22 protein-coding genes are annotated in these 22885 nt (G+C 38.6%); 21 read left to right on the forward strand and 1 reads right to left on the reverse strand.

Annotated elements, in window-relative coordinates:
• Positions 1-38: 38 nt before the first annotated feature.
• The 15 genes from CD152_RS04770 to whiA all read left to right on the forward strand — a co-directional run bounded on the left by CD152_RS04770 (position 39) and on the right by whiA (position 15877).
• Entirely contained in the window at positions 39-1031 is a 993-nt protein-coding gene (locus CD152_RS04770; RefSeq protein ID WP_103214458.1) for a LysM peptidoglycan-binding domain-containing protein, read from the forward strand.
• Between the two features lie 191 nt (positions 1032-1222).
• The gene (locus tag CD152_RS04775) at positions 1223-1663 is read left to right on the forward strand and encodes a CHAP domain-containing protein (RefSeq protein WP_012656414.1); all 441 of its coding nucleotides are present in this window, start codon (positions 1223-1225) and stop codon (positions 1661-1663) included.
• 82 nt (positions 1664-1745) lie between these two features.
• On the forward strand, positions 1746-2285 hold the full coding sequence (locus CD152_RS04780) for a TlpA family protein disulfide reductase (protein ID WP_157820959.1): 540 nt from the start codon (positions 1746-1748) through the stop codon (positions 2283-2285).
• A gap of 10 nt (positions 2286-2295) precedes the next feature.
• Positions 2296-2943 (forward strand): YfbR-like 5'-deoxynucleotidase, encoded by a 648-nt coding sequence (locus CD152_RS04785; RefSeq protein WP_086038282.1) that lies wholly within the window; start codon positions 2296-2298, stop codon positions 2941-2943.
• Entirely contained in the window at positions 2940-3173 is a 234-nt protein-coding gene (locus tag CD152_RS04790; RefSeq protein WP_086038283.1) for a CsbA family protein, read from the forward strand. Before CD152_RS04785 ends, CD152_RS04790 begins: the two co-directional genes overlap by 4 nt.
• Positions 3174-3343: 170 nt before the next feature.
• On the forward strand, positions 3344-5332 hold the full coding sequence (uvrB, locus tag CD152_RS04795) for an excinuclease ABC subunit UvrB (protein WP_407943912.1): 1989 nt from the start codon (positions 3344-3346) through the stop codon (positions 5330-5332).
• A gap of 4 nt (positions 5333-5336) precedes the next feature.
• Positions 5337-8156, forward strand: coding sequence for an excinuclease ABC subunit UvrA (gene uvrA, locus CD152_RS04800; protein ID WP_103214460.1), 2820 nt, complete (start codon positions 5337-5339; stop codon positions 8154-8156).
• Positions 8157-8312: 156 nt separating this feature from the next.
• Positions 8313-9242, forward strand: coding sequence for an HPr(Ser) kinase/phosphatase (gene hprK / locus CD152_RS04805; RefSeq protein ID WP_086038286.1), 930 nt, complete (start codon positions 8313-8315; stop codon positions 9240-9242).
• A gap of 1 nt (position 9243) precedes the next feature.
• The gene (lgt, locus tag CD152_RS04810) at positions 9244-10083 is read left to right on the forward strand and encodes a prolipoprotein diacylglyceryl transferase (RefSeq protein ID WP_086038287.1); all 840 of its coding nucleotides are present in this window, start codon (positions 9244-9246) and stop codon (positions 10081-10083) included.
• Positions 10061-10534: an acyltransferase gene (locus CD152_RS04815; protein WP_012656421.1), complete on the forward strand. Its 474-nt coding sequence runs from the start codon at positions 10061-10063 to the stop codon at positions 10532-10534. The genes lgt and CD152_RS04815 overlap by 23 nt, the downstream gene beginning before the upstream one ends.
• Before the next feature lie 21 nt (positions 10535-10555).
• Positions 10556-11974 (forward strand): tetratricopeptide repeat protein, encoded by a 1419-nt coding sequence (locus CD152_RS04820; protein WP_103214461.1) that lies wholly within the window; start codon positions 10556-10558, stop codon positions 11972-11974.
• Positions 11975-12027: 53 nt separating this feature from the next.
• Positions 12028-12957 carry a thioredoxin-disulfide reductase gene (gene trxB / locus CD152_RS04825; protein WP_086038290.1) on the forward strand — a complete coding sequence of 310 codons (930 nt, stop codon included), beginning with the start codon at positions 12028-12030 and terminating at the stop codon, positions 12955-12957.
• Between the two features lie 86 nt (positions 12958-13043).
• Positions 13044-13946, forward strand: coding sequence for an RNase adapter RapZ (gene rapZ / locus CD152_RS04830; protein WP_103214462.1), 903 nt, complete (start codon positions 13044-13046; stop codon positions 13944-13946).
• A complete protein-coding gene (locus tag CD152_RS04835) occupies positions 13933-14925 on the forward strand; it encodes a gluconeogenesis factor YvcK family protein (RefSeq protein ID WP_012656425.1) in 993 nt (330 codons plus the stop codon). The genes rapZ and CD152_RS04835 overlap by 14 nt, the downstream gene beginning before the upstream one ends.
• Before the next feature lies 1 nt (position 14926).
• Positions 14927-15877 carry a DNA-binding protein WhiA gene (gene whiA / locus CD152_RS04840; protein ID WP_012656426.1) on the forward strand — a complete coding sequence of 317 codons (951 nt, stop codon included), beginning with the start codon at positions 14927-14929 and terminating at the stop codon, positions 15875-15877.
• A gap of 76 nt (positions 15878-15953) precedes the next feature.
• Here whiA and clpP read toward each other — a convergent pair whose 3' ends face one another.
• Positions 15954-16538 carry an ATP-dependent Clp endopeptidase proteolytic subunit ClpP gene (clpP, locus tag CD152_RS04845; protein WP_012656427.1) on the reverse strand — a complete coding sequence of 195 codons (585 nt, stop codon included), beginning with the start codon at positions 16536-16538 and terminating at the stop codon, positions 15954-15956.
• A 161-nt stretch (positions 16539-16699) separates the two neighbouring features.
• Between clpP and CD152_RS04850 the strand changes: the two genes are divergently transcribed.
• From CD152_RS04850 to gpmI, 6 genes are all read left to right on the forward strand, one after another.
• Positions 16700-16939, forward strand: a complete 240-nt coding sequence (locus CD152_RS04850; RefSeq protein ID WP_103214463.1) for a glutaredoxin family protein — start codon at positions 16700-16702, stop codon at positions 16937-16939.
• Between the two features lie 140 nt (positions 16940-17079).
• The gene (locus tag CD152_RS04855) at positions 17080-18096 is read left to right on the forward strand and encodes a sugar-binding transcriptional regulator (protein ID WP_103214464.1); all 1017 of its coding nucleotides are present in this window, start codon (positions 17080-17082) and stop codon (positions 18094-18096) included.
• A 137-nt stretch (positions 18097-18233) separates the two neighbouring features.
• Positions 18234-19247: a type I glyceraldehyde-3-phosphate dehydrogenase gene (gene gap / locus CD152_RS04860; RefSeq protein ID WP_012656429.1), complete on the forward strand. Its 1014-nt coding sequence runs from the start codon at positions 18234-18236 to the stop codon at positions 19245-19247.
• Between the two features lie 106 nt (positions 19248-19353).
• Positions 19354-20544 (forward strand): phosphoglycerate kinase, encoded by a 1191-nt coding sequence (locus CD152_RS04865; protein ID WP_086038293.1) that lies wholly within the window; start codon positions 19354-19356, stop codon positions 20542-20544.
• Positions 20545-20559: 15 nt separating this feature from the next.
• The gene (gene tpiA / locus CD152_RS04870; RefSeq protein WP_086038294.1) at positions 20560-21306 is read left to right on the forward strand and encodes a triose-phosphate isomerase; all 747 of its coding nucleotides are present in this window, start codon (positions 20560-20562) and stop codon (positions 21304-21306) included.
• Positions 21306-22841 carry a 2,3-bisphosphoglycerate-independent phosphoglycerate mutase gene (gene gpmI, locus CD152_RS04875; RefSeq protein ID WP_012656432.1) on the forward strand — a complete coding sequence of 512 codons (1536 nt, stop codon included), beginning with the start codon at positions 21306-21308 and terminating at the stop codon, positions 22839-22841. The genes tpiA and gpmI overlap by 1 nt, the downstream gene beginning before the upstream one ends.
• Positions 22842-22885 lie beyond the last annotated feature (44 nt).

Below are 22885 nucleotides of genomic sequence, written 5' to 3' on the forward strand. Positions count from 1 at the left end.
TTACTAAGAACACTAAAATTCAGGAGGCAACACATATAATGAAAAAAGCATTAGTTACGATTGCAGGAATCACAGCGGTTACAGGAGTAGCTTCACAAGCATACGCAAGTGAGCATCATGTTCAAGCAGGTGACACATTATGGGCGATTGCACAAGAGAATGGTACAAGTGTAGATGCACTTAAAGCATTAAATAATTTAAATAGCGATCTTATCTTAGTTGGACAAACATTAAAGGTAGAGAATACAGATACTTATACAGTTAAAAAAGGCGATACATTACACACAATCGCGTCTCAATTTGATCTAACAGTGAATGATATTATGTCATGGAATAACTTAACTTCAGATACGATTGAAGTAGGTACAAAGTTGAACTTGACAGCACCAGTTGCTAAAGTTCAATCAGAGACGGTTCAACCTGTTACGCAAACTGAAGCACCAGCACAGCAAACAGCAGCGCCAGTACAACAATCATACCAGGCGCCAGCACAGCAAACAGCAGCGCCAGCACAACAATCATACCAGGCGCCAGCACAGCAAACAGCAGCGCCAGCACAACAATCATACCAGGCGCCAGCACAGCAAACAGCAGCGCCAGTACAACAATCATACCAGGCGCCAGCACAGCAAACTGCAGCACCAGTACAACAATCATACCAAGCGCCAGCGAAAAGCTATAAAGCACCTGTAAATGGTAATGTAGCACAAATCGCAAATGGTGTAGCGTCAGGAAAATCTTATGTTTATGGTGCAAACTCTGCTACAGCAGTAGATTGTTCGGCATTTGCTCAACAAGTACTCGCTGCTCAAGGGAAATCAATTCCACGTACAACATACGCACAAATGGCAGCGGGAACACGTGTTTCAGCACCTCAAGCAGGAGATTTAGTATATTTCAATGGTGGAAGCCATGTTGGGGTATACATTGGTAATGGTCAAATGATCGATGCTTTAAATCCATCTGAAGGTATTGGACAACGTTCAGTAAGTTACGTAAATGGTTCAGTAACAGGATATTACAGATTCTAATAAGTCATGGGACAACTTGTCCCATGTTTTTTTATTTTTACAATTAACTTGAAGCTGCAATAATTGTGTAATAATCAATTATTATTATGTAAGTTATATTAACCATATATTACATGTAAGTTACATTGAATTTTTCGCTTTTTTTATATGGTAATATCTATTTAGCTAATAAAACAACCGGAGGATATTACATGAAAAAAGTTATACTTTCAATAATTGCAATAATCATGCTGGGGACTGCAACTGAAGCAATTTATCCAAATAGTCAACAGGCACATGCTTATAATAATCCTGTAAAGAAAGCTGGATATAATTATTATTATAAAGGAAGCTGTGTGTATTATGCGTTTAATAGACGTGCACAACTTAAACGTCCTGTAAGCAATAGTTGGAATAGTGCAAAGTACTGGCCATCAAATGCACGACGCATGGGGTATAAAGTGAGTCGTACGCCCGTATATGGTTCAGTCATGATTTCTCAAAAAGGTTATCATGGTCATGCAGCAGTTGTAGAACGTATTAATCGCAATGGAAGTATACTCGTTTCTGAAATGAACTATCCGCGTAGTGGTGTGAAGACTTATAGAACAATTTCAAAAGCACAGCGCGCTCAGTTTGAATATATTTACTAATAAAATAATATTAGAATGATTAAATCTTACACACCGTTCGTGTTGTAAGATTTTTTTGCTATAATATGTGATGAGGTGTTCTATGAAAAGATTGATAACAATTCTATTAGCTACTATATTTGTTGCACTTGCATCCTATTCGATTTATACTGTAATACAATTTAATAGAAGTAATGAGGAGCCTGCTAATATCGTGACGCATAATCATCCCCTAAACAATAAACGTATTAATGAAATGTCGGTTACCAATATGAAAGGGCAGAAAAAAGAGGTTGAATCATTATTGAAGCATGATATAACAATAATCAATATGTGGGCGTCGTGGTGCGAACCTTGTAAGAAAGAGATGCCTGAGTTTGTAACGTATGGAAAAGAGATGCCGAATCATGTTGGTCTTATCGGATTCAATGTACAGGATAATCCAGAAAATAGAGATGCTTTTATTGATAAATATCAACCGACATATCCGATGTATATATTAGATGAAGCGACGATGAAACGATATAAAATCTACAATATTCCTACGACGATATTCGTCGATAAACAAGGTAAAGTATTGAAGACGTATGTAGGTGAACTTAATCAACAAAAAATAGAAGAAATTATCAGGCAGATTCAATAGGAGGGATTCAATGGGTGTCCATCAATATTTCAAAAGTTTGTCGGATCTGGAGAAGTTAATAAGATGTCCCGGCAAATTCAAGTATCAGGAGCACAATGTTGCCGCCCATTCATTTAAGGTGACAAAGATTGCGCAATACTTAGCAACTGTGGAGGAGTATCATGGTACAGAGATTAACTGGAAATACGTGTACGAGAAAGCATTAAACCATGATTATCCTGAAATCTTCACGGGAGACATCAAGACGCCTGTGAAATATGCGTCAAAAGAAATAAAACGTTTATTTAGTGAAGTTGAAGAAGAAATGATCAGTAAGTTTATTGACAGTGAGTTTCCGGAAGCATATAAAGAAACATACCGTGAACGATTAAAAGAAGGTAAAGACGATACGATCGAAGGTCAGATTCTGTCAGTGGCTGATAAGATTGATCTATTGTATGAATCCTTTGGTGAGATTCAAAAACGTAATCCAGAACCATTATTCTTTGAAATTTATGACAAAAGTTTAAGAACCATCATACAGTTCAAGCATCTTCATTGTGTGCAGGATTTTCTTGATAATATCCTTCCAGATATGCTGCAGGAAAAATTTATCCCAAGATCTGAACTGCGTGAAATAACGATGGCTATCTTACAGCAGAAGGATAACTTACAATGACAATATGGTATGTATTAGCATGTACGTTGCCTGCATTTCTGGTGATCTGCTTCAGTATGATTGTACGTAATAAATATACAGGATTACTGTTGTCGGTTATTGTTATTGGGGTATCTGTCTATAAAGGATTCTTTCATTCACAGATGATTGTGTTTTTAGATACGCTGAGCCTGATAGTCGGTTATTTATTTGTAGAGCTGTACAACCTGGATAAAGAAAATCAAGTGTAGCAAGTTGAATATCAAAATTGACTTTTTAAAATAGAATCCGGTAAATGTAAGACGATGAATAGTGTCTATACATTTATCGGATTTTATCGTATAGGACGCGTGTTAAATGAAGATGGATTTACGAACAAATGTTTGTACCTTGAACGAATATTTTGGTAAAATGTAAATCGATGAGGAGGGGACGTATGGAACATCATGACTTTAAAATACATTCAGACTATCAGCCAGCAGGAGATCAGCCTGATGCGATAGAGAAAATTGTACAAGGAATCAAAGAAGGGAAACGCTATCAGACGCTATTAGGTGCTACTGGTACAGGCAAGACGTTTACGATGAGTAATGTAATTGAACGTGTTGGTAAACCGACACTTATTATGGCACATAATAAAACATTAGCAGGGCAGCTCTATATTGAGTTTAAAGAGTTTTTTCCAGAGAATCGGGTTGAATACTTTGTGAGTTACTACGATTATTATCAACCAGAAGCGTATGTACCTTCTACAGATACATTTATCGAGAAAGACGCATCGATAAACGATGAAATTGATAAGTTGCGTCACTCGGCAACAAGCGCTTTATTTGAGCGTGATGACGTGATTATTATTTCTTCTGTCAGCTGTATATATGGTTTAGGGAACCCGGAAGAGTATCGTGATCTTGTTGTCAGCGTACGTGTTGGTATGGAGATGGAGCGTAACCAATTATTACGCAAGCTGGTGGATGTTCAGTATACACGTAATGATATAGATTTTCGTCGTGGTACATTTCGTGTTCGAGGAGATGTCGTGGAAATCTTTCCTGCATCTCGTGATGAGCAGTGTATACGTATCGAGTTTTTCGGTGATGAAATAGAACGCATACGTGAAATCAATTATTTAACCGGTGAAGTGCTGAAAGAACGCGAACACTTTGCGATTTTTCCAGCAAGTCACTTCGTCACGCGTGAAGAGAAGATGAAGCTTGCGATTGAAAGAATAGAAAAGGAATTAGAGGAACAACTGAAGAAGTTTCGAGATGAAGGAAAGCTGCTTGAGGCACAGAGGCTTGAACAACGTACGAATTACGATCTTGAAATGATGCGAGAAATGGGCTTTTGCTCAGGAATTGAAAACTATTCCTTACATCTGACTTTAAGACCTAGAGGGTCGACACCCTATACGTTGCTGGATTATTTTGGTGACGACTGGTTGATCATGATGGATGAGTCTCATGTTACGGTACCTCAAGTTCGTGGTATGTATAACGGGGATCAGGCGAGAAAGAACGTGCTTGTGGATCATGGCTTCAGATTGCCGAGTGCACTGGATAATCGTCCGCTGAAGTTTGAAGAGTTTGAACAAAAAGGACATCAGTTTCTCTATGTTTCTGCTACGCCTGGACCTTATGAGATTGAGCATACAGACGAGATGGTCGAACAAATTATTCGACCGACAGGATTGCTGGATCCTATTATTGAAGTGCGTCCATCACAACATCAGATAGATGATCTGATGGAAGAGATTCGTGTGCGCATCGAAAAGAATGAGCGCGTGCTTATTACGACGCTGACTAAGAAAATGAGTGAAGACTTAACAATTTACTTAAAAGAAGCTGGAATAAAAGTTAATTACCTGCATTCAGAGATTAAGACGTTAGAACGTATAGAGATTATCCGTGATCTGAGGCTAGGTGTATTTGATGTATTGGTCGGAATCAACCTGCTCAGGGAAGGTCTGGATATCCCTGAAGTGTCGCTCGTAGCGATATTAGATGCGGACAAAGAAGGATTCTTACGCAGTCAGCGTTCATTAATTCAGACAATTGGACGTGCTGCCCGTAATGAACAGGGTCGTGTCATTATGTATGCAGATAAGATAACAGAGTCTATGCAGTTTGCGATTGACGAAACATCACGTCGTCGTTCGATACAAGAAGCATATAATGAAGAACATGGAATAACCCCGACAACCATCAATAAGAAGATTCGTGATGTCATCAGTGCCACACTAGAAACTGATGAGGAACAAAAACCTGTACAGAAGAAGAAATTAACGAAGAAGGAAAGAGCACGTACAATAGAGCAGCTTGAACATGAAATGAAAGAAGCGGCAAAAGCTTTAGATTTTGAACGTGCTACAGAACTCAGAGATGCACTGTTTGAGTTAAAAGCAGAAGGGTGAGCGCATGAAGAATAAATCTATAATCGTCAAAGGCGCAAGAGCGCATAATTTAAAGAATGTTGATATTGAAATTCCGAGAGATAAACTCATTGTTATGACCGGTTTATCAGGTTCTGGTAAATCTAGTCTTGCATTCGATACAATCTATGCTGAAGGTCAGCGTAGATATGTTGAGTCATTGAGTGCATATGCCAGACAATTCTTAGGGCAGATGGACAAACCGGATGTAGACACTATAGAAGGTTTATCGCCTGCAATTTCGATTGACCAGAAGACAACAAGTAAGAACCCGAGAAGTACTGTTGCAACTGTTACTGAAATTTATGATTATTTAAGACTGCTATATGCTAGAATCGGTACACCTTATTGTCCAAATCATGGTATCCCTATCGAGTCACAGACGGTACAGCAGATGGTGGATCAAGTTATGGCATTAGAAGAAAGAACTAAGATACAGGTTATGGCTCCAATAGTGCAAGGCCGTAAAGGAACGCATAAGAAACTGATTGAAGATATCTCTAAAAAAGGGTATGCGCGTATTATGGTAGATGGTGAAGTTTATGATGCTTCTGAAACAATCGACATCAATAAAAATACGAATCATGATATTCATGTTATTGTAGACCGACTTGTTGTGAAACCGGGCATAGAAGCACGACTTGCGGATTCTCTTGAAAATGCTTTGAAACTTGCAGAAGGTAATGTTGTCATTGATTTAATCGATGGAGATGAACTGAAGTTTTCAGAACATCATGCCTGTCCAATTTGTGGATTCTCTATTGATAAGTTAGAACCTCGAATGTTTTCTTTTAATAGCCCGTTTGGTGCATGTCCGGATTGCGATGGACTAGGTACAAAATTAGCAGTCGATTTAAACCTTGTCATTCCTGATGATAGCAAATCGTTAACAAATGGTGCATTAGTGCCATGGGAGCCCATCAGTTCGAACTATTATCCGACATTACTCAAGCAGGCATGTAAACATTTTGGGATTTCTATGAAAGCGCCTTTTAGAGATTTATCTAAGGAAGATCAGGACATCATCCTGTATGGACACTCGGATGATATTTCCTTTACCTTCAGACAAGATAATGGTGTATCGCGTAAACGTGTAATGAAATTTGAAGGTATTGTGAATAATATCGAACGTAGATATAAGGAGAGTCCTTCAGAATATACACGTGAGCAGATGAAGAAGTATATGGTGGATGAGGTCTGTCACACATGTCATGGCTATCGTCTTTCTGAAGAAGCGATGAGTGTTAAGATTAATGATCAGCATATAGGAGAAGTTGTAACGTTATCTATCAGAGAAGCATTACAATATTTCAGTAACCTTGAACTTTCAAAGAAAGAACAGCAAATTGCTGAACTCGTCCTGAAAGAAATCACTGAAAGGTTGACATTCTTATATAATGTAGGACTGGAATACCTCACTTTAAATAGAACAGCAGGAACACTTTCTGGTGGAGAAGCACAGCGTATCCGACTTGCAACGCAGATTGGTTCAAGATTAACAGGTGTAATGTATGTTCTGGATGAACCGTCCATAGGTCTGCACCAGAGAGATAACGACCGTCTCATCGATACACTGAAATCCATGAGAGATATTGGAAACACCCTTATTGTCGTTGAACATGATGAAGATACGATGCTTGCTGCTGATTATTTGATTGACATTGGTCCAGGAGCGGGTGTACATGGAGGACAGGTTGTCGCACAAGGTACACCAAAGCAAGTGATGAAGAATAAGAAGTCGTTAACAGGTCAGTATTTAAGCGGTGTAAAAAGAATTGAGCTTCCTGAAGAAAGACGTAAACCAGATGGCAGATTCTTAACGGTAGAAGGTGCAACAAGTAATAATTTAAAGGGTGTGGATGTTCAGATTCCACTGGGTATGATGACGGTGGTAACTGGAGTCTCGGGTTCCGGAAAAAGTACGCTTGTTAACGATGTGCTGTATAAGGCGCTTGCTCAGAAGCTATATAAATCGAAAGAAAAACCGGGACCTCATAAAGCAGTAAAGGGGATAGAACATATTGATAAGATAATCGATATTGATCAATCTCCTATAGGTAGGACACCACGTTCCAATCCTGCGACTTATACGAGTCTGTTTGATGATATACGTGATGTCTTTGCGCAGACGAATGAAGCGAAGTTAAGAGGTTATCAAAAAGGACGCTTCAGCTTTAATGTTAAAGGAGGCCGCTGTGAGGCTTGTCACGGAGACGGTATCATCAAGATAGAGATGCACTTTCTTCCTGATGTCTACGTGCCGTGCGAAGTCTGTCACGGTAAGCGATATAATCGCGAAACGCTCGAAGTGAAATATAAAGATAAGAACATTGCAGATATTCTTGATATGACGATTGAAGATGCTTACCATTTCTTTGAGAACATTCCTAAGATTAAGCGTAAACTTAAGACCATCATGGACGTCGGACTAGGTTATATTCAGCTTGGACAACCTGCCACAACTCTTTCAGGGGGTGAGGCACAACGTGTTAAGCTAGCTTCAGAACTGCATAAACGCAGTACGGGTAAAACGTTATATATTCTGGATGAACCGACGACTGGATTACACGTCGATGATATTGCAAGATTACTGAAAGTTTTACAGCAACTTGTCGAAAATGGGGATACGGTTCTGATTATTGAACATAATCTTGACGTGATCAAGATGGCAGACTTCATTGTTGACCTTGGTCCAGAAGGTGGGGATAACGGTGGACAGATTATCGCAAGTGGTACTCCAGAACAGATTATGCAAGTGCATGAATCTTACACAGGTCAATATTTAAAGCATCATATAGAAAGATAAGTGTTGAGCTCATTGTCAAATCATCTTTAGCAAAACCCGAGCGCTGCAGAAAATTGTCAACAATTTTTTGCAGCGCTCGGGTTTTGTTGGTGATTATGAATTGTAAATTGATATAAAGTTATTTAATATAAATGTTAAGAGAAAGTGAGGAAAACTATGATAACAAGTATAGAACTAATTGATAAATTTGACCTTAAGTTTTTAGCGGGCAATGTCGCAATAGAAATCCCGGTAGCTAATGCAGACATTTCGCGACCGGGCCTTGAAATGGCAGGTTTCTTCTCTCATTATTCTTCCGACCGCATACAAATACTTGGCACGACTGAGATGTCTTTCTTTGAAACGTTGTCAAAAGAAGAACGTGCAGAACGAATGGTAAAGCTTTGTCGTAAGGAAACCCCTTGTATCATCTTAACAAGAAACATTCCGGCACCACAGGAACTTATTGATGCATGTAATCGTAAAGGGACACCACTTCTTCAGAGCAAAGAGGCAACGACAAGTTTAATCAGCAAGATTACATCTTATCTTGAGAGTGAGCTTGCACCTGAAACGACGATGCACGGCGTGCTGGTCGATGTATACGGGGTAGGTGTGTTGATTACCGGTGATTCTGGAGTAGGTAAGAGTGAGACAGCACTAGAACTTGTTAAACGTGGACATCGTCTTGTTGCAGATGACAACGTGGAAATAAAGGAAGTTTCACGTAATGTACTGATGGGCAAAGCACCAAAGTTGATAGAACATCTTCTTGAAATTAGAGGACTAGGCATCATCAATGTAATGACTTTATTTGGCGCAGGGAGTGTCCTTCCAGAGAAACGTCTAATGCTCAATATTAATCTGGAAACATGGAACAAAGATAAAGTTTACGACCGCATAGGATTAATCGAAGAAAAATTATCAATTCTTGATTCTCAAATTACGAAGAAGACGATTCCTGTCAGACCAGGGCGTAACTTAGCGGTAATTATAGAAGTTGCTGCGATGAACTATCGTCTCAATAAGATGGGAACGAACACCGCAAAAGATTTTAATGAACGCCTGAATGAACAAATTAGAAGGCAGTCGATAAAGGAGATTTAACATGACACCATTTGATCCAGTTGCATTTGAACTCTTTGGCTATCCAGTGAGATGGTACGGTATTATTATTGCATTTGGTATTTTAGTCGGATATCTTATCGCTCAAAAAGAGACAGAGAAAAAGCATTTTAAAGAAGATACATTGATTGATATTGTCATGTGGTCTATCGTTTCGGGGATAGTTTGTGCTCGTATCTATTATGTATTATTTAAATGGGATTATTATCAGGATCATTTTTCTGAAATTCCGTTGATCATGAACGGCGGTATCGCAATACACGGGGGATTGATCGGTGCAATTGGTATGGCATATTTCTTGTGTAAAAAGAAAGGAATATCTTTTTTTCAGCTTGGAGATATTGCGGCACCGAGTATCATTCTAGGACAGGCAATCGGTAGGTGGGGAAACTTTATGAATCAGGAAGCTCATGGTGGCATGGTTTCAAGAGATTTTCTGGAGTCATTGCATTTACCAAAATTTATAATCAATCAGATGAATATTGGTGGAGCATACTATCATCCGACCTTCCTCTATGAATCGTTATGGAGTTTCACAGGATTTGTTATATTGTTAGTGATACGTAAACGACTGAAGATTGGTCAGACATTTCTTTTATATACGATATGGTATTCGATTGGACGTGTGTTTGTAGAGGGATTAAGAACAGATAGTCTGATGCTTACGTCAAATCTGCGTATTGCCCAAGTAATTTCGATCTTGATTATGATTGCAGCGACTTTAATATGGCTTTATCGTAATTATAAATATCGATTGCCGCGTTATGGTGAAGTGAATGAACCTATAAGGAGTTCTGCTTATGCGTCAGTTAAATCGTCATAGATTAGAGGGGCCTAACCCGTTATGGCAGATGTATAAGACGGTTTCATTCTTTAAGGTTTGCCGTAACTTCGTTGTTATTGAATTATGTCGCATTCTGCCTTCAGTAAGATGGAAACATTACTTGTTCAGTAAATGTCTGAAGATGCAGCTCGGACATCATGTGTCATTTGCTTATAAGGCGATGCCTGATCTGATGTTTCCTGAACTGATAAAAATAGGTGATAACTCGATCATTGGGTATAACGCAACGTTACTTGCACATGAATATTTGACAGACGAGTATCGCACTGGCAAGATTACGATTGGTAGAAATGTATTAATTGGTGCGAATGTCACAGTCTTGCCGGGTGTTACAATAGGCGATGGTGCGAAGGTTGGCGCTATGACAGTTGTAACGAAAGATATTCCTGAGAATGCCTTTGTATACGGTAATCCGATGAATATAAAATAATAACAAACGGAGGTGAGATGGATGAGTAATGTGATCCGTTTTCCAGCAACTGAAGATGAATATTATCAAATAGGAATAAAGAAGCAGAGTGAACATCATTACGAAGAGGCCATCTCATTCTTCATAAAATCACTAGATTTAAATCTCAAATACGATACAGTACAGCACATTGCTTTTTGTTTTTCAGAACTTGGTGATTTCGATAAAGCACAGCATTATCTAATGGATTATTTTAAAGATGATTTTAATGAAGAAGATGTATTCTATGATCTGAGCCAGCTCTTTATTAGACAACGGGATCCTAATAAAGCTTTTTTATTCGGTATGTATTACTGTCTGCTCACAGATGACCATGTATATCTTGATGAGCTGACAAAAATGTTTGAAGTCGTTTATAATGACGTCACTAAAGTAGAGATAGAAAGTGAAAACTTTGTCGTCCATTATATCTTTCAGTACTTTTTTGAGCATATGAATTATAATATTGCCTTAGAATGGATTGATTTTCAGCCTTATAATATTCAGATGCGTACTGAAGTGCGCAATTTGAAGGCCATGACGTTACTATTTAATAGCAAGTATCATGAAGCGGCAAAGATATTAAAGCAATTACTTGAAGAAAATCCTGCTGATATCAATGCGCTCTGTCACTACACCTTATTGCTATACAATACACATCAGACGACAACGTATCAATCCTACTTGAAGAAACTTAGAACGATTATCCCGATTAATGATGATGAAAAATTTAAATTGGGTATCGTATTGAGCTTCCTGAAGGAATATACAGAAGCCTATCAACTACTATTTCCGCTGTATCAAAAAGGAAAGTTTCACAATTCACAGATGCTGCATGCGTTAAGTTATTCAAGCTATGCGCTTGGCTATGTATTGCAGTCTGATATGTTCTTTCAGCAGCTTGGGGAGATTGTAAGCCATCCTGGTTTAAGTCCACGTAAGATGGCTGAAGGTGAGGCGTATATTAAGGATAACGTTATGCCGCTTTTAAATAGCGAGGATCAGCACCGTCGTATTATTGGTATCTTTCTGTTATCGCGCCTCAAGGATAAGACGTTGGTGATCGATCAGGATGTATGGAATCAGCTTGAGGAGATGGGTGATTATGAGAAGTTATACCTCTCTTATATCTTTCATAATATTCACCTCGTTAAACTGGATTTCATTCATAGAGGACTTGAATTAATCTATGATCAGGATGGTAGGCTGGAGTTGATGGAGCGATGGATTGATATGGCAGAGGCCGTCATAGACAAAAAATTAAATCTTAAGCAGATTAATGCATATACAGCGGTTTGCTACTTCCTGTTTGAAAGAGCACGAAATGAAAAATTATCAAAACGTGCGGTGATAGAAAAATTTAACACGACTCGCTACCATTTTATGAAGGTGTATGAACAGTTCAAGCAAAATAATATTTAAAAATCTAGAATTCATGTATATTATAAGTACTGAACAAATATGGAGGTATAATTATGAGTGAAATTAAAGAATATGACGTGATCATTGTTGGTGCTGGTCCAGCCGGGATGACAGCAGCAGTCTATGCATCTAGAGCAAACCTATCTACGATTATGATTGAACGTGGTATGCCTGGTGGACAGATGGCCAATACTGCAGACGTCGAAAATTTTCCTGGATTTGATCTGATCACAGGACCTGACCTTTCAACGAAGATGTTCTCCCATGCACAGAAATTCGGTGCAGAATATACTTATGGTGATATTAAAAACATCACTGTTGAAGGCGATGACAAGATTGTAGATCTAGGTGACAAGCAGTTAAAAGCAAAAGCAGTTATTATTGCGACAGGTGCAGAATATAAGAAGATCGGTGTGCCAGGAGAATCAGAGCTTGGTGGACGCGGCGTATCTTACTGTGCTGTGTGTGACGGTGCATTCTTCAAGCAGAAGAACTTAGTAGTAATCGGTGGGGGAGATTCTGCAGTCGAAGAAGGTGTATACTTAACGAAATATGCAGACAAAGTAACAATCGTGCATAGAAGAGATACATTAAGAGCTCAGAAAATTCTTCAGGAACGTGCATTTAAAAATGATAAGATAGATTTTATCTGGAATAGTACGTTAAAATCAATTAACGAAAAAGATGGAAAAGTCGGATCTGTAACATTAATCGATAGGGAAGGTAAAGAGACAGATGTTGAAACTGATGGTGTATTCATCTATATCGGTATGCAACCCCTGACAAAACCATTTCAACATCTTGGTATAACTGATGAAGTCGGCTATATTATAACGAATGAAGAGATGGAGACGAATATTCCTGGAATATTCGCTGCTGGTGACGTTAGACAGAAGAAACTCCGTCAAATCGTAACTGCGACAGGTGATGGCAGCATTGCTGCACAAAATGCTCAGCATTATATTGAAAGCTTGAATGATTAATATATTCCGACAAATAGATACGCATTTTGTGCGTGTCTATTTTTATGAATTCATGTAGAATGAAATTAAGATGAGGAGGAATATATATGTCGAACGAAGATACATATAAACGACTGGTTGTTGTCACTGGAATGAGCGGTGCAGGGAAAAGTGTTGCAATTCAATGTCTTGAAGACCTAGGTTATTTCTGTGTGGATAACCTTCCCCCTATATTGCTGCCAAAGTTTATCGAACTGATGAATAATAATACAGAATCTCTGTCACGCGTAGCTATCGGGATTGACTTGCGTGGGAAAGATTTCTTTAATAGTTTACAAGAAGAAATTCAAAATATTATCAATTTAAATGAAGTACTCGTGCAAGTTTTATTTGTCGAAGCAAGTGATCACATATTAGTTTCTCGTTATAAAGAGACAAGACGTACACACCCCCTTCAGGATAACATTTCATTGATTGATGCGATTCAGGAAGAGAGAAAGCTGCTTGCTGATTTAAGAGGGGTTGCAACACACATTATTGATTCTTCTGAATCCAAACCGAAAGCATTGCGCTCTAAAGTAATAGAAATCTTTGGATCAGGTAAAGATAATATATTCACGATTAATGTGATGAGTTTCGGATTTAAGCACGGTTTACCGATTGATGCAGATATCGTGTTCGATGTGAGATTTTTACCGAACCCATACTACATAGAAGAAATGAGAAAATTAACAGGTCTCGATCCCCTCGTTTATGACTATGTCATGAAATGGAAAGAGACTGAAATGTTCTACCAAAAATTAATCGATCTATTGAAGTTTGTGATTCCTGGTTATATGCGCGAAGGTAAGAGTCAGGTCGTCATCGCTATCGGATGTACAGGTGGACAACACCGTTCAGTTGCATTAAGTGAACGTATCAGTAACGAATTAAAGGACTTCTTTGATTTTGAACTTCATACTCGCCACAGAGATGCACTTATTGAGGGAACAGTCAATGAAAAGGCTTAAAGTCTGTCTTATTGGCGGGGGTACAGGTCTTTCAGTTATGGCGAGAGGACTTAAAGAATACCCGGTTGATATCACAGCCATTGTAACTGTTGCAGATGATGGAGGAAGTACAGGTAAGATAAGAGATGTCATGGATATCCCTGCACCTGGAGACATTAGAAATGTACTTGCAGCCTTAAGTGACGTAGAACCCATGCTTGAGAAATTATTTCAGTACCGCTTTAATTCGGATACACTTGGAGGACATCCAGTCGGCAACTTAATGATTGCAGCAATGACAGATGTCACGGATGATTTCGGTCATGCAGTCAAAGAACTAAGTAAAATATTGAATGTTAAGGGGACAGTGATTCCTTCGACAAATACGAGTCCGATATTGAATGCCGTAATGGAAGACGGTGAAATTGTTGTCGGGGAATCTCTTATTCCTTTAAAACTCAAAAGAATAGATAGTGTCTTCTTGACACCTGGTTATATCAAACCGATGCAAGAAGCTGTAGATGCAGTTCTGGAGGCTGATCTCATTGTATTGGGACCAGGCAGTCTTTATACAAGTATTATCCCAAACTTAGTCATCCGTGATCTGGGGGACGCTGTTATTGAAAGTAAGGCGAAGAAGCTCTATGTTTCTAATATTATGACACAACCAGGTGAAACGACAGATTACTCGGTATCAGACCATATAGAAGCAATTCATAAACATGTCGCCTCTCCATTTATTCAGTTTGTCATTGCCAATGAAATTGTACTTGAAAATAAGATTAACGAGAATTATGCAAAGCGTAATTCAAAATTTGTAACGTGTGACTCTGAGAATATTAAACGCTTGGGAATTACACTTATCACAGATGATGGTCTCGTTGAAATCAACGAAGAAGGCGCGGTACGTCATAATAATGAAGTGCTCGCTGAAATGATTTATGAATTAGCATTAAGTGAAATCAGTACAATTGAATTCACTCAGAAAGAGGGAGAATAAATTGTCATTTGCTTCAGAGATGAAGAATGAATTGACGCGGATAGAGACAGATCTCTGCTGTAGTAAAGCAGAACTTGCCGCGCTCATTCGAATGAACGGAAATTTAAATATACAGAATATGCAGTGGGTGATTAATGTACAGTCAGAAAATGCAGCCATTGCACGACGCGTATATAGTCTGACAAAGAAGATATTCGGTGTTGATATTGAATTACTCGTACGTAAGAAGATGAAGTTAAAGAAAAACAATGTCTATATTTGCCGCATCAAGATGAAGACAAAAGAAATTCTTGATGAATTAAGCATATTGCAGGATGGCCAGTTTGTGCAGCATATTGATCAATCACTGATCAAAGAGGAATGTTGTAAACGCAGCTATTTAAGAGGGGCATTTTTAGCAGGAGGATCTGTAAATAACCCAGAGACCTCTTCATATCATCTTGAAATATTCTCATTATATGAAAGTCATTCTGAAGGATTGACAGAAATGATGAATGGTTATGGACTGAACGCGAAGACTCTGGAACGTAAGAAAGGATATATTTCGTACTTAAAAGAAGCGGAAAAAATCTCAGACTTTCTGAGTATTATAGGCGGATATCAGGCATTACTTAAGTTTGAAGATGTAAGGATTGTCAGGGATATGCGCAATTCCGTGAATCGTCTTGTCAATTGTGAGACGGCCAACTTAAATAAGACGATTGGTGCTGCAATGCGCCAAGTAGAGAATATTAGATTGATTGATGAGGAAATTGGTATCGATGAACTTCCGGAACGATTAAGAGAGATTGCGCGACTGCGTGTGCAACATCAGGATATCTCCTTGAAGGAACTTGGAGAGATGGTTTCTACCGGTGTGATATCGAAGTCGGGAGTGAATCATCGATTAAGAAAGATCGATGAGATTGCTGAGAAATTAAGAAATGGAGAACATATTGAACTGAAGAAATAAAATAGAATGCTATTCTAGTGTAAATATAAAAAACGTGTACAAAGAATTTTTTCTTTGTACACGTTTTTATATACTATTATTCTGCTGGATGCATAACTTCGTCGATCAAGCCATAAGCTTTCGCTTCATCAGCTGTTAAGAAATTATCACGATCTGTGTCTTTTTCAATCTTTTCGATAGGTTGACCTGTACGTTCAGCTAAGATGCGATTTAACTTTTCGCGCGTTTTTAAAATGTGTCGTGCAGCAATTTCAATTTCAGTTGCTTGCCCTTGTGCACCACCTAATGGCTGATGTATCATAACTTCAGCATTCGGTAGAGCAAATCTTTTTCCTTTTGCGCCAGCTGCGAGTAGGAATGATCCCATCGATGCGGCCATACCGATACAGATCGTCTGTACATCGGGTTTGATGTGCTGCATTGTATCATAGATAGCCATACCAGCAGTCACGCTACCACCTGGTGAGTTGATATATAAGTAAATATCTTTCTCAGCATCCTGTGCTTGTAAGAATAATAATTGAGATACGATAGAGTTTGCCACGTTGTCATCGATAGCCGATCCTAACATGATGATGCGGTCCTTTAACAGACGTGAATAAATATCATATGCGCGTTCTCCGCGATTTGTTGATTCAATTACTGTAGGTATTAAGTTCATTAGTAAATCCTCCTTAAGATTCGTTTAAAGTTCGTTAAATTTAATATACACTATAAAGTCAAAGATAGTCAAAAAAAGCGCTCATACCACTCATATTTTTAACGTTAATGCTAATATTATAGTATTATTTAGGTCGAAATCATATTAAAAGGAGTATATTTATGAAAGAACTTACTTTATTGGTGGGAAATCAATGCGGACTGTGTAATGATGCAAAGATTCAAATTGCCCTTGCACAGGAAGATATTGATTTCACTGTTAATGAAATCAATATTACGAGCGATCCAGCATTAGAGGCGCAATATTTTATGTCGATTCCAGTGCTATTACATAATGATGTTGTGGTACAGGAAGGTCAAATTGATTTTGTGACCATTATGGAATATTTAAAGAAAAACTAAAGAAAACGTATTCATATATTTTTTTAGGAGCTTTTACTTGCTTACTATAAGTGGACTTGCTATTATGTATGTGTAACGTAAGTTACTTTTTGACCCGATTGGGACGAATTTCGTCCACAACTAATTGAGGAGGGGTGTATTTGAATGCTTTGTTTGAGGTTCAAAAGAAGCTTGTCCCTGATTTAGTTGACAAGATGTACCGAAGATTTCAAATACTCTCTGCAATTGAGCTGCATCAGCCGATTGGTAGGCGGGCACTTAGTGAAACGGTTCACCTCAGTGAACGTATCCTTAGAACTGAGACGGATATATTAAAAACACAAGGTTTAATTACCATTACATCTAAAGGAATGTCGGTAACCGAAAGTGGCGAAGACGTGCTTTGTAAGATGAAAGCTTCTATGGATAGTTTGACTAGGCTAGAACATGTTGCGCATGCAATTGAAAGTCGTTTTGCTATTCAAAAGGTGATCGTCGTAAGTGGTGATGCAGATATTGATGATGAAGTGAAACTTAGGATGGGTCAGGCGACAAGCGAGTATCTAGAAAGTTGTTTTGAAGATGGGACTAAAGTAACTGTAACTGGAGGATCGACAATGGCGTACATTGCACGTTCGATGCGTCCTACAGATAAATCTATTAATTTTATTCCTGCGCGTGGCGGGTTAGGTGAAGAAGTTTCTTTTCAAGCTAATGCGATAGCGCATTTGATGGCTGAACAGACAGGTGGGACGTTCGAAGTTCTCTATGTTCCTGATCAGGTAAGTGAAGCAGGCTATAATGCACTTCTTGAAGAACAGTCTGTTAGACGTGTATTACAGCATATTCAACAGGCAGATATTGTGCTTCACGGTATTGGATCAGCTCAGAAGATGGCTGAAAGAAGACATTCAACACCACAAGTTATGGAGAAACTGATGGATGGAAATGCAGTTGCCGAAGCTTTCGGTTATTATTTTGATGAGGAAGGCAACATCGTTTATCGTGTAAGAACAATTGGTATACATCTTGATGATCTTACTGAAGATAAAAGAATCATTGCTGTAGCAGGAGGTAATAGTAAGAAAGAAGCGATAGCTTCCTATTTGAAGGTAGCTCCGAAACATACGGTATTGATTACAGATTCAGTTGTAGGTAACTGGCTGATGAATCAGTAGATACTAAGAAAAACTAAATATTATAAGTGTAATATTTTTATTTTTCAGTGTAATTTGATTATAATAAGGATGTATGATGAATTTAGTAGTAAAGGGTATATCCCTTAAAAATAGACATTTAAAGGAGGCCATACATTATGGCAGTAAAAGTAGCAATTAACGGATTTGGTAGAATCGGACGTTTAGCATTCAGAAGATTACAAGAAGTTGAAGGAATTGAAGTTGTAGCAGTTAATGACTTAACAGATGATAAAATGTTAGCGCATTTATTAAAATATGATACAACACAAGGTCGTTTCAAAGAAGAAGTAGAAGTAATCGAAGGCGGATTCCGTGTCAACGGTCGCGAAGTTAAATCATTCGAAAATCCTAACCCTGCTGAATTACCATGGGGCGAACTAGGAATCGACGTTGTATTAGAATGTACTGGTTTCTTCACTGACAAAGAAAAAGCGCAAGCGCATATCGAAGCAGGCGCTAAAAAAGTATTAATTTCAGCGCCAGCAAAAGGTGACTTAAAAACTGTAGTATATAACGTTAACCACGATGTATTAGATGGTTCAGAAGAGATCGTTTCTGGTGCTTCATGTACTACTAACTGTTTAGCACCAATGGCTAAAGTATTAAATGACGAATTCGGAATTATCGAAGGTTTAATGATGACAGTTCACGCATTCACAGGTGACCAAAACACATTAGATGCACCACACGCAAAAGGTGACTTCCGTCGTGCACGTGCAGCAGCGAACAATATCGTACCTAACTCAACTGGTGCTGCAAAAGCAATCGGTTTAGTTATCCCTGAATTAAAAGGTAAGTTAGACGGATCAGCTCAACGTGTTCCAGTTCCAACAGGTTCAGTAACTGAGTTAACTACAATCTTAGAAAAAGAAGTTTCAGTTGAAGAAGTAAATGCTGCAATGAAAGCTGCTTCTAACGAATCATTTGGTTACACTGAAGATGAAATCGTATCATCAGACATTATCGGTATTACTTACGGTTCATTATTCGATGCAACACAAACACGTGTAATGACTGTTGGTGAACACCAAATGGTTAAGACAGTTGCTTGGTACGATAACGAAATGAGCTACACTGCACAATTAGTTCGTACATTAGAATTCTTAGCTGAACAAGCACAAGCTAAATAATAATTTATTCACGCGTAAGCGGGGGAAGATTTCGCTTCTCCTGCTTTTTTTAATAAGTTATTTGGTATAATTATATTGTAAGAATATATTATTAGGAGGCCATAACATGGTTAAAAAGGTTGTTTCAGATTTAGAGTTAAAAGATAAAAAAGTACTCGTGCGTGCAGATTTCAATGTACCGATGAAAGATGGGAACATTACGAACGATAATCGTATCGTTGAAGCATTACCTACTATTAAATATATTATCGAGCAAGGCGGGAAAGTGATATTATTCTCTCACCTTGGTAAAGTGAAAACTGAAGAAGATAAAGCGAATTTATCACTTCAACCTGTAGCAAACCGTTTATCAGAATTACTGGATAAAGAGGTTCAGTTCGTAGCTGAAACACGCGGAGAAAAGTTAGAGTCAGCAATTAACGCATTACAACCAGGTGAAGTATTATTATTCGAAAACACACGTTTCGAAGATGTTGATGGTAAGAAAGAAAGTAAGAATGATGCTGAACTTGGGAAGTACTGGGCATCACTTGGCGATGTATTTGTTAATGACGCTTTCGGTACAGCTCACCGTGAGCATGCATCGAATGTCGGTGTTGCGACGCATCTAGATACTGCTGCAGGATTCTTGATGGAAAAAGAAATTAAGTTTATCGGTGGGGTCGTTGAAAATCCAGAACGTCCTTTCGTTGCAATTTTAGGTGGTGCGAAAGTATCAGATAAAATCGGTGTTATCGAGAACTTATTAGAAGTGGCTGATAAAGTATTGATCGGTGGGGGCATGGCGTACACATTCTTGAAAGCACAAGGTAAAGAAATCGGTCATTCATTATTAGAGGAAGATAAAATTGACTTAGCGAAAGATTTAATGGAACGCGGTAAAGATAAACTTGTTCTACCTATTGATGCGAAAGTGACAAAAGAGTTCTCAAATGATGGAGAAATCGAAGCAGTAGCAATCGATCACATTCCAGCTGACTTACAATCTTTAGATATCGGTCCTAAAACAGTCGAATTATTCGGCAAAGAACTTGAAGGTGCTAAAACTGTTGTATGGAACGGACCGATGGGTGTGTTCGAAATGAGTAACTTTGCGAAAGGTACTGTAGGAATATGTAAAGCAATTGCCGAACTGAAAGATGCTACTACAATTATTGGTGGTGGAGATTCAGCAGCAGCAGCAATGGACCTTGGATTCGCTGATAAGTTTACACATATATCAACAGGCGGTGGCGCTTCGTTAGAGTACTTAGAAGGTAAAGAACTACCAGGTATTAAATCAATTTCTGACAAATAAAAAGGAGTTTTATAAATGAGAAAACCAATTATCGCAGGAAACTGGAAAATGAACAAAACGGTAAAAGAAGCGAAAGCATTTGTTTCAAGCTTACCAGAGTTACCGGCAGAAGGTGTTGATGCAGTAATTTGTGCACCACATATTCAACTAGATGCAATTATTTCTGCTAATGTAAAAAACTTACAAGTCGGCGCTCAAAACTGTTATTTTGAAGATAGTGGTGCGTTCACTGGTGAAACATCTCCAGCAGCATTAAAGGATCTAGGTGTACAGTATGTAGTTTTAGGACATTCTGAACGTCGTGAATATTTCGGTGAAACAGACGAAGATATTAATAAGAAAGCATTGGCAGTATTTAAACATGGGATGACACCGATCATTTGTTGTGGCGAAACAGACGAAGAACGTGAATCAGGTCAGTTTGAAGGTAAAGTCGGTGCTCAAGTAAGCAACGCACTTAAAGGTTTTGACGCTGAACAAGTGAAACAGCTTGTTATTGCCTATGAACCTATCTGGGCAATCGGCACAGGTAAATCTGCAACAAGTGAAGATGCTGAAGCAAGCTGTAAGTTCGTGCGTTCAGTTGTGGAAAAAGACTTCGGTAAAGATGCAGCTGAAGCTGTACGTATCCAATATGGCGGCTCTGTTAAACCAGGTAATATCAAGGAATATATGGCAAACGAAAACATCGATGGTGCATTAGTAGGTGGCGCATCGTTAGAAGTGGATTCTTTTGTTCAATTGTTAGAAGGTGCTAAGTAATGAAAAGCCCGACAGCTTTAATCATTTTAGATGGTTTTGCAAACCGTAAAGAAACCTTTGGGAATGCAGTAGCGCAAGCTCATAAACCAAATTTTGACCGTTACTACAATCAATATCCACATAGCGAATTAAAAGCATGTGGATTGGATGTAGGACTGCCTGAAGGACAGATGGGTAATTCTGAAGTAGGTCATTTAAATATTGGAGCAGGCCGTGTTGTGTATCAGTCTTTAACACGTATCAATAAATCGATTGAAGATGGTGATTTCTTTAAGAATCAAGTGCTGCTAGACGCAATGCAGCATGTAAAAGAGAAACATACAGCCTTGCACTTAATGGGATTACTCTCTGATGGTGGCGTGCACAGTCACTATGAACATTTATTTGCGTTACTCAAACTTGCGAAAGCGCAAGGGGTGGATAAGGTTTATGTCCATGCATTTTTAGATGGTCGCGATGTCGGTCAGCAGACAGCGCTTAAGTATATCGAAGCAACTGAAAAGCAGTTTAAAGAGATTGGTATCGGTCAATTTGCTTCTGTTTCTGGTCGTTATTATGCGATGGATAGAGACAAACGCTGGGATCGTGAGCAATTAGCATATGATGCCATGACATACGGTAAAGGTGTAGAATATAGTTCTGCTGCTGCAGGTGTAGAAGCAAGTTATGCAGAAGGTGTAAATGATGAGTTCGTTGTTCCTTTTGTGGTTAAAGACCACGAAAAAGGAGAAGAGAACACAGGTGTAAACGATGGAGATGCGATGATTTTCTTCAACTTCAGACCTGACCGTGCAGCACAGCTTTCAGAAGTATATACGAATGAAGAATTTGATGGATTCAAGATGGATAAGCGTCTAATCGGAATCAAATTTGTTACATTTACTAAGTACAACGATCAAGTGAAAGCGGATGTTGTATTCGAAAAGGTAGACTTAGTGAACACAATTGGTGAAGTTGCAGCAAACAATAATTTGACGCAACTGCGTATCGCTGAAACAGAAAAGTATCCGCACGTAACTTACTTTATGAGTGGTGGGCGTAATGATGAGTTTCCAGGTGAACGTCGTGTATTGATTGATTCACCGAAAGTTGCAACCTACGACTTACAGCCTGAAATGAGTGCTTATGAAGTACGTGATGCATTACTTGCGGAACTCGATAAGGGTGATTTAGATTTAGTTATTTTAAACTTTGCAAACCCTGATATGGTCGGACATTCTGGCATGCTGGAACCAACGATTAAAGCGATTGAGGCGGTGGATGAATGTCTAGGTGCAGTAGTAGATAAGATCTTGGAAATGCAAGGAACAGCGATTATTACAGCTGATCACGGTAATTCAGATGAAGTGTTAAAGCTTGATGGAAGCCCAATGACGGCACATACAACAAATCCAGTTCCTGTTATTGTTACGCGTGAAGGTATTACGTTGCGTGAAGGTGGTCGTTTAGCTGATTTAGCACCAACGTTAGTAGATTTATTAGGTGTTGAAAAACCAGCTGATATGACTGGGGAAACATTGATACAAAAAGGTTAATGTTATACAGAAAATGAATTACAAATAATTGATTATTTCAATTA

It is taken from the genome of Macrococcoides caseolyticum (assembly GCF_002902665.1).
Taxonomy (GTDB): Bacteria; Bacillota; Bacilli; order Staphylococcales; family Staphylococcaceae; genus Macrococcoides; species Macrococcoides caseolyticum.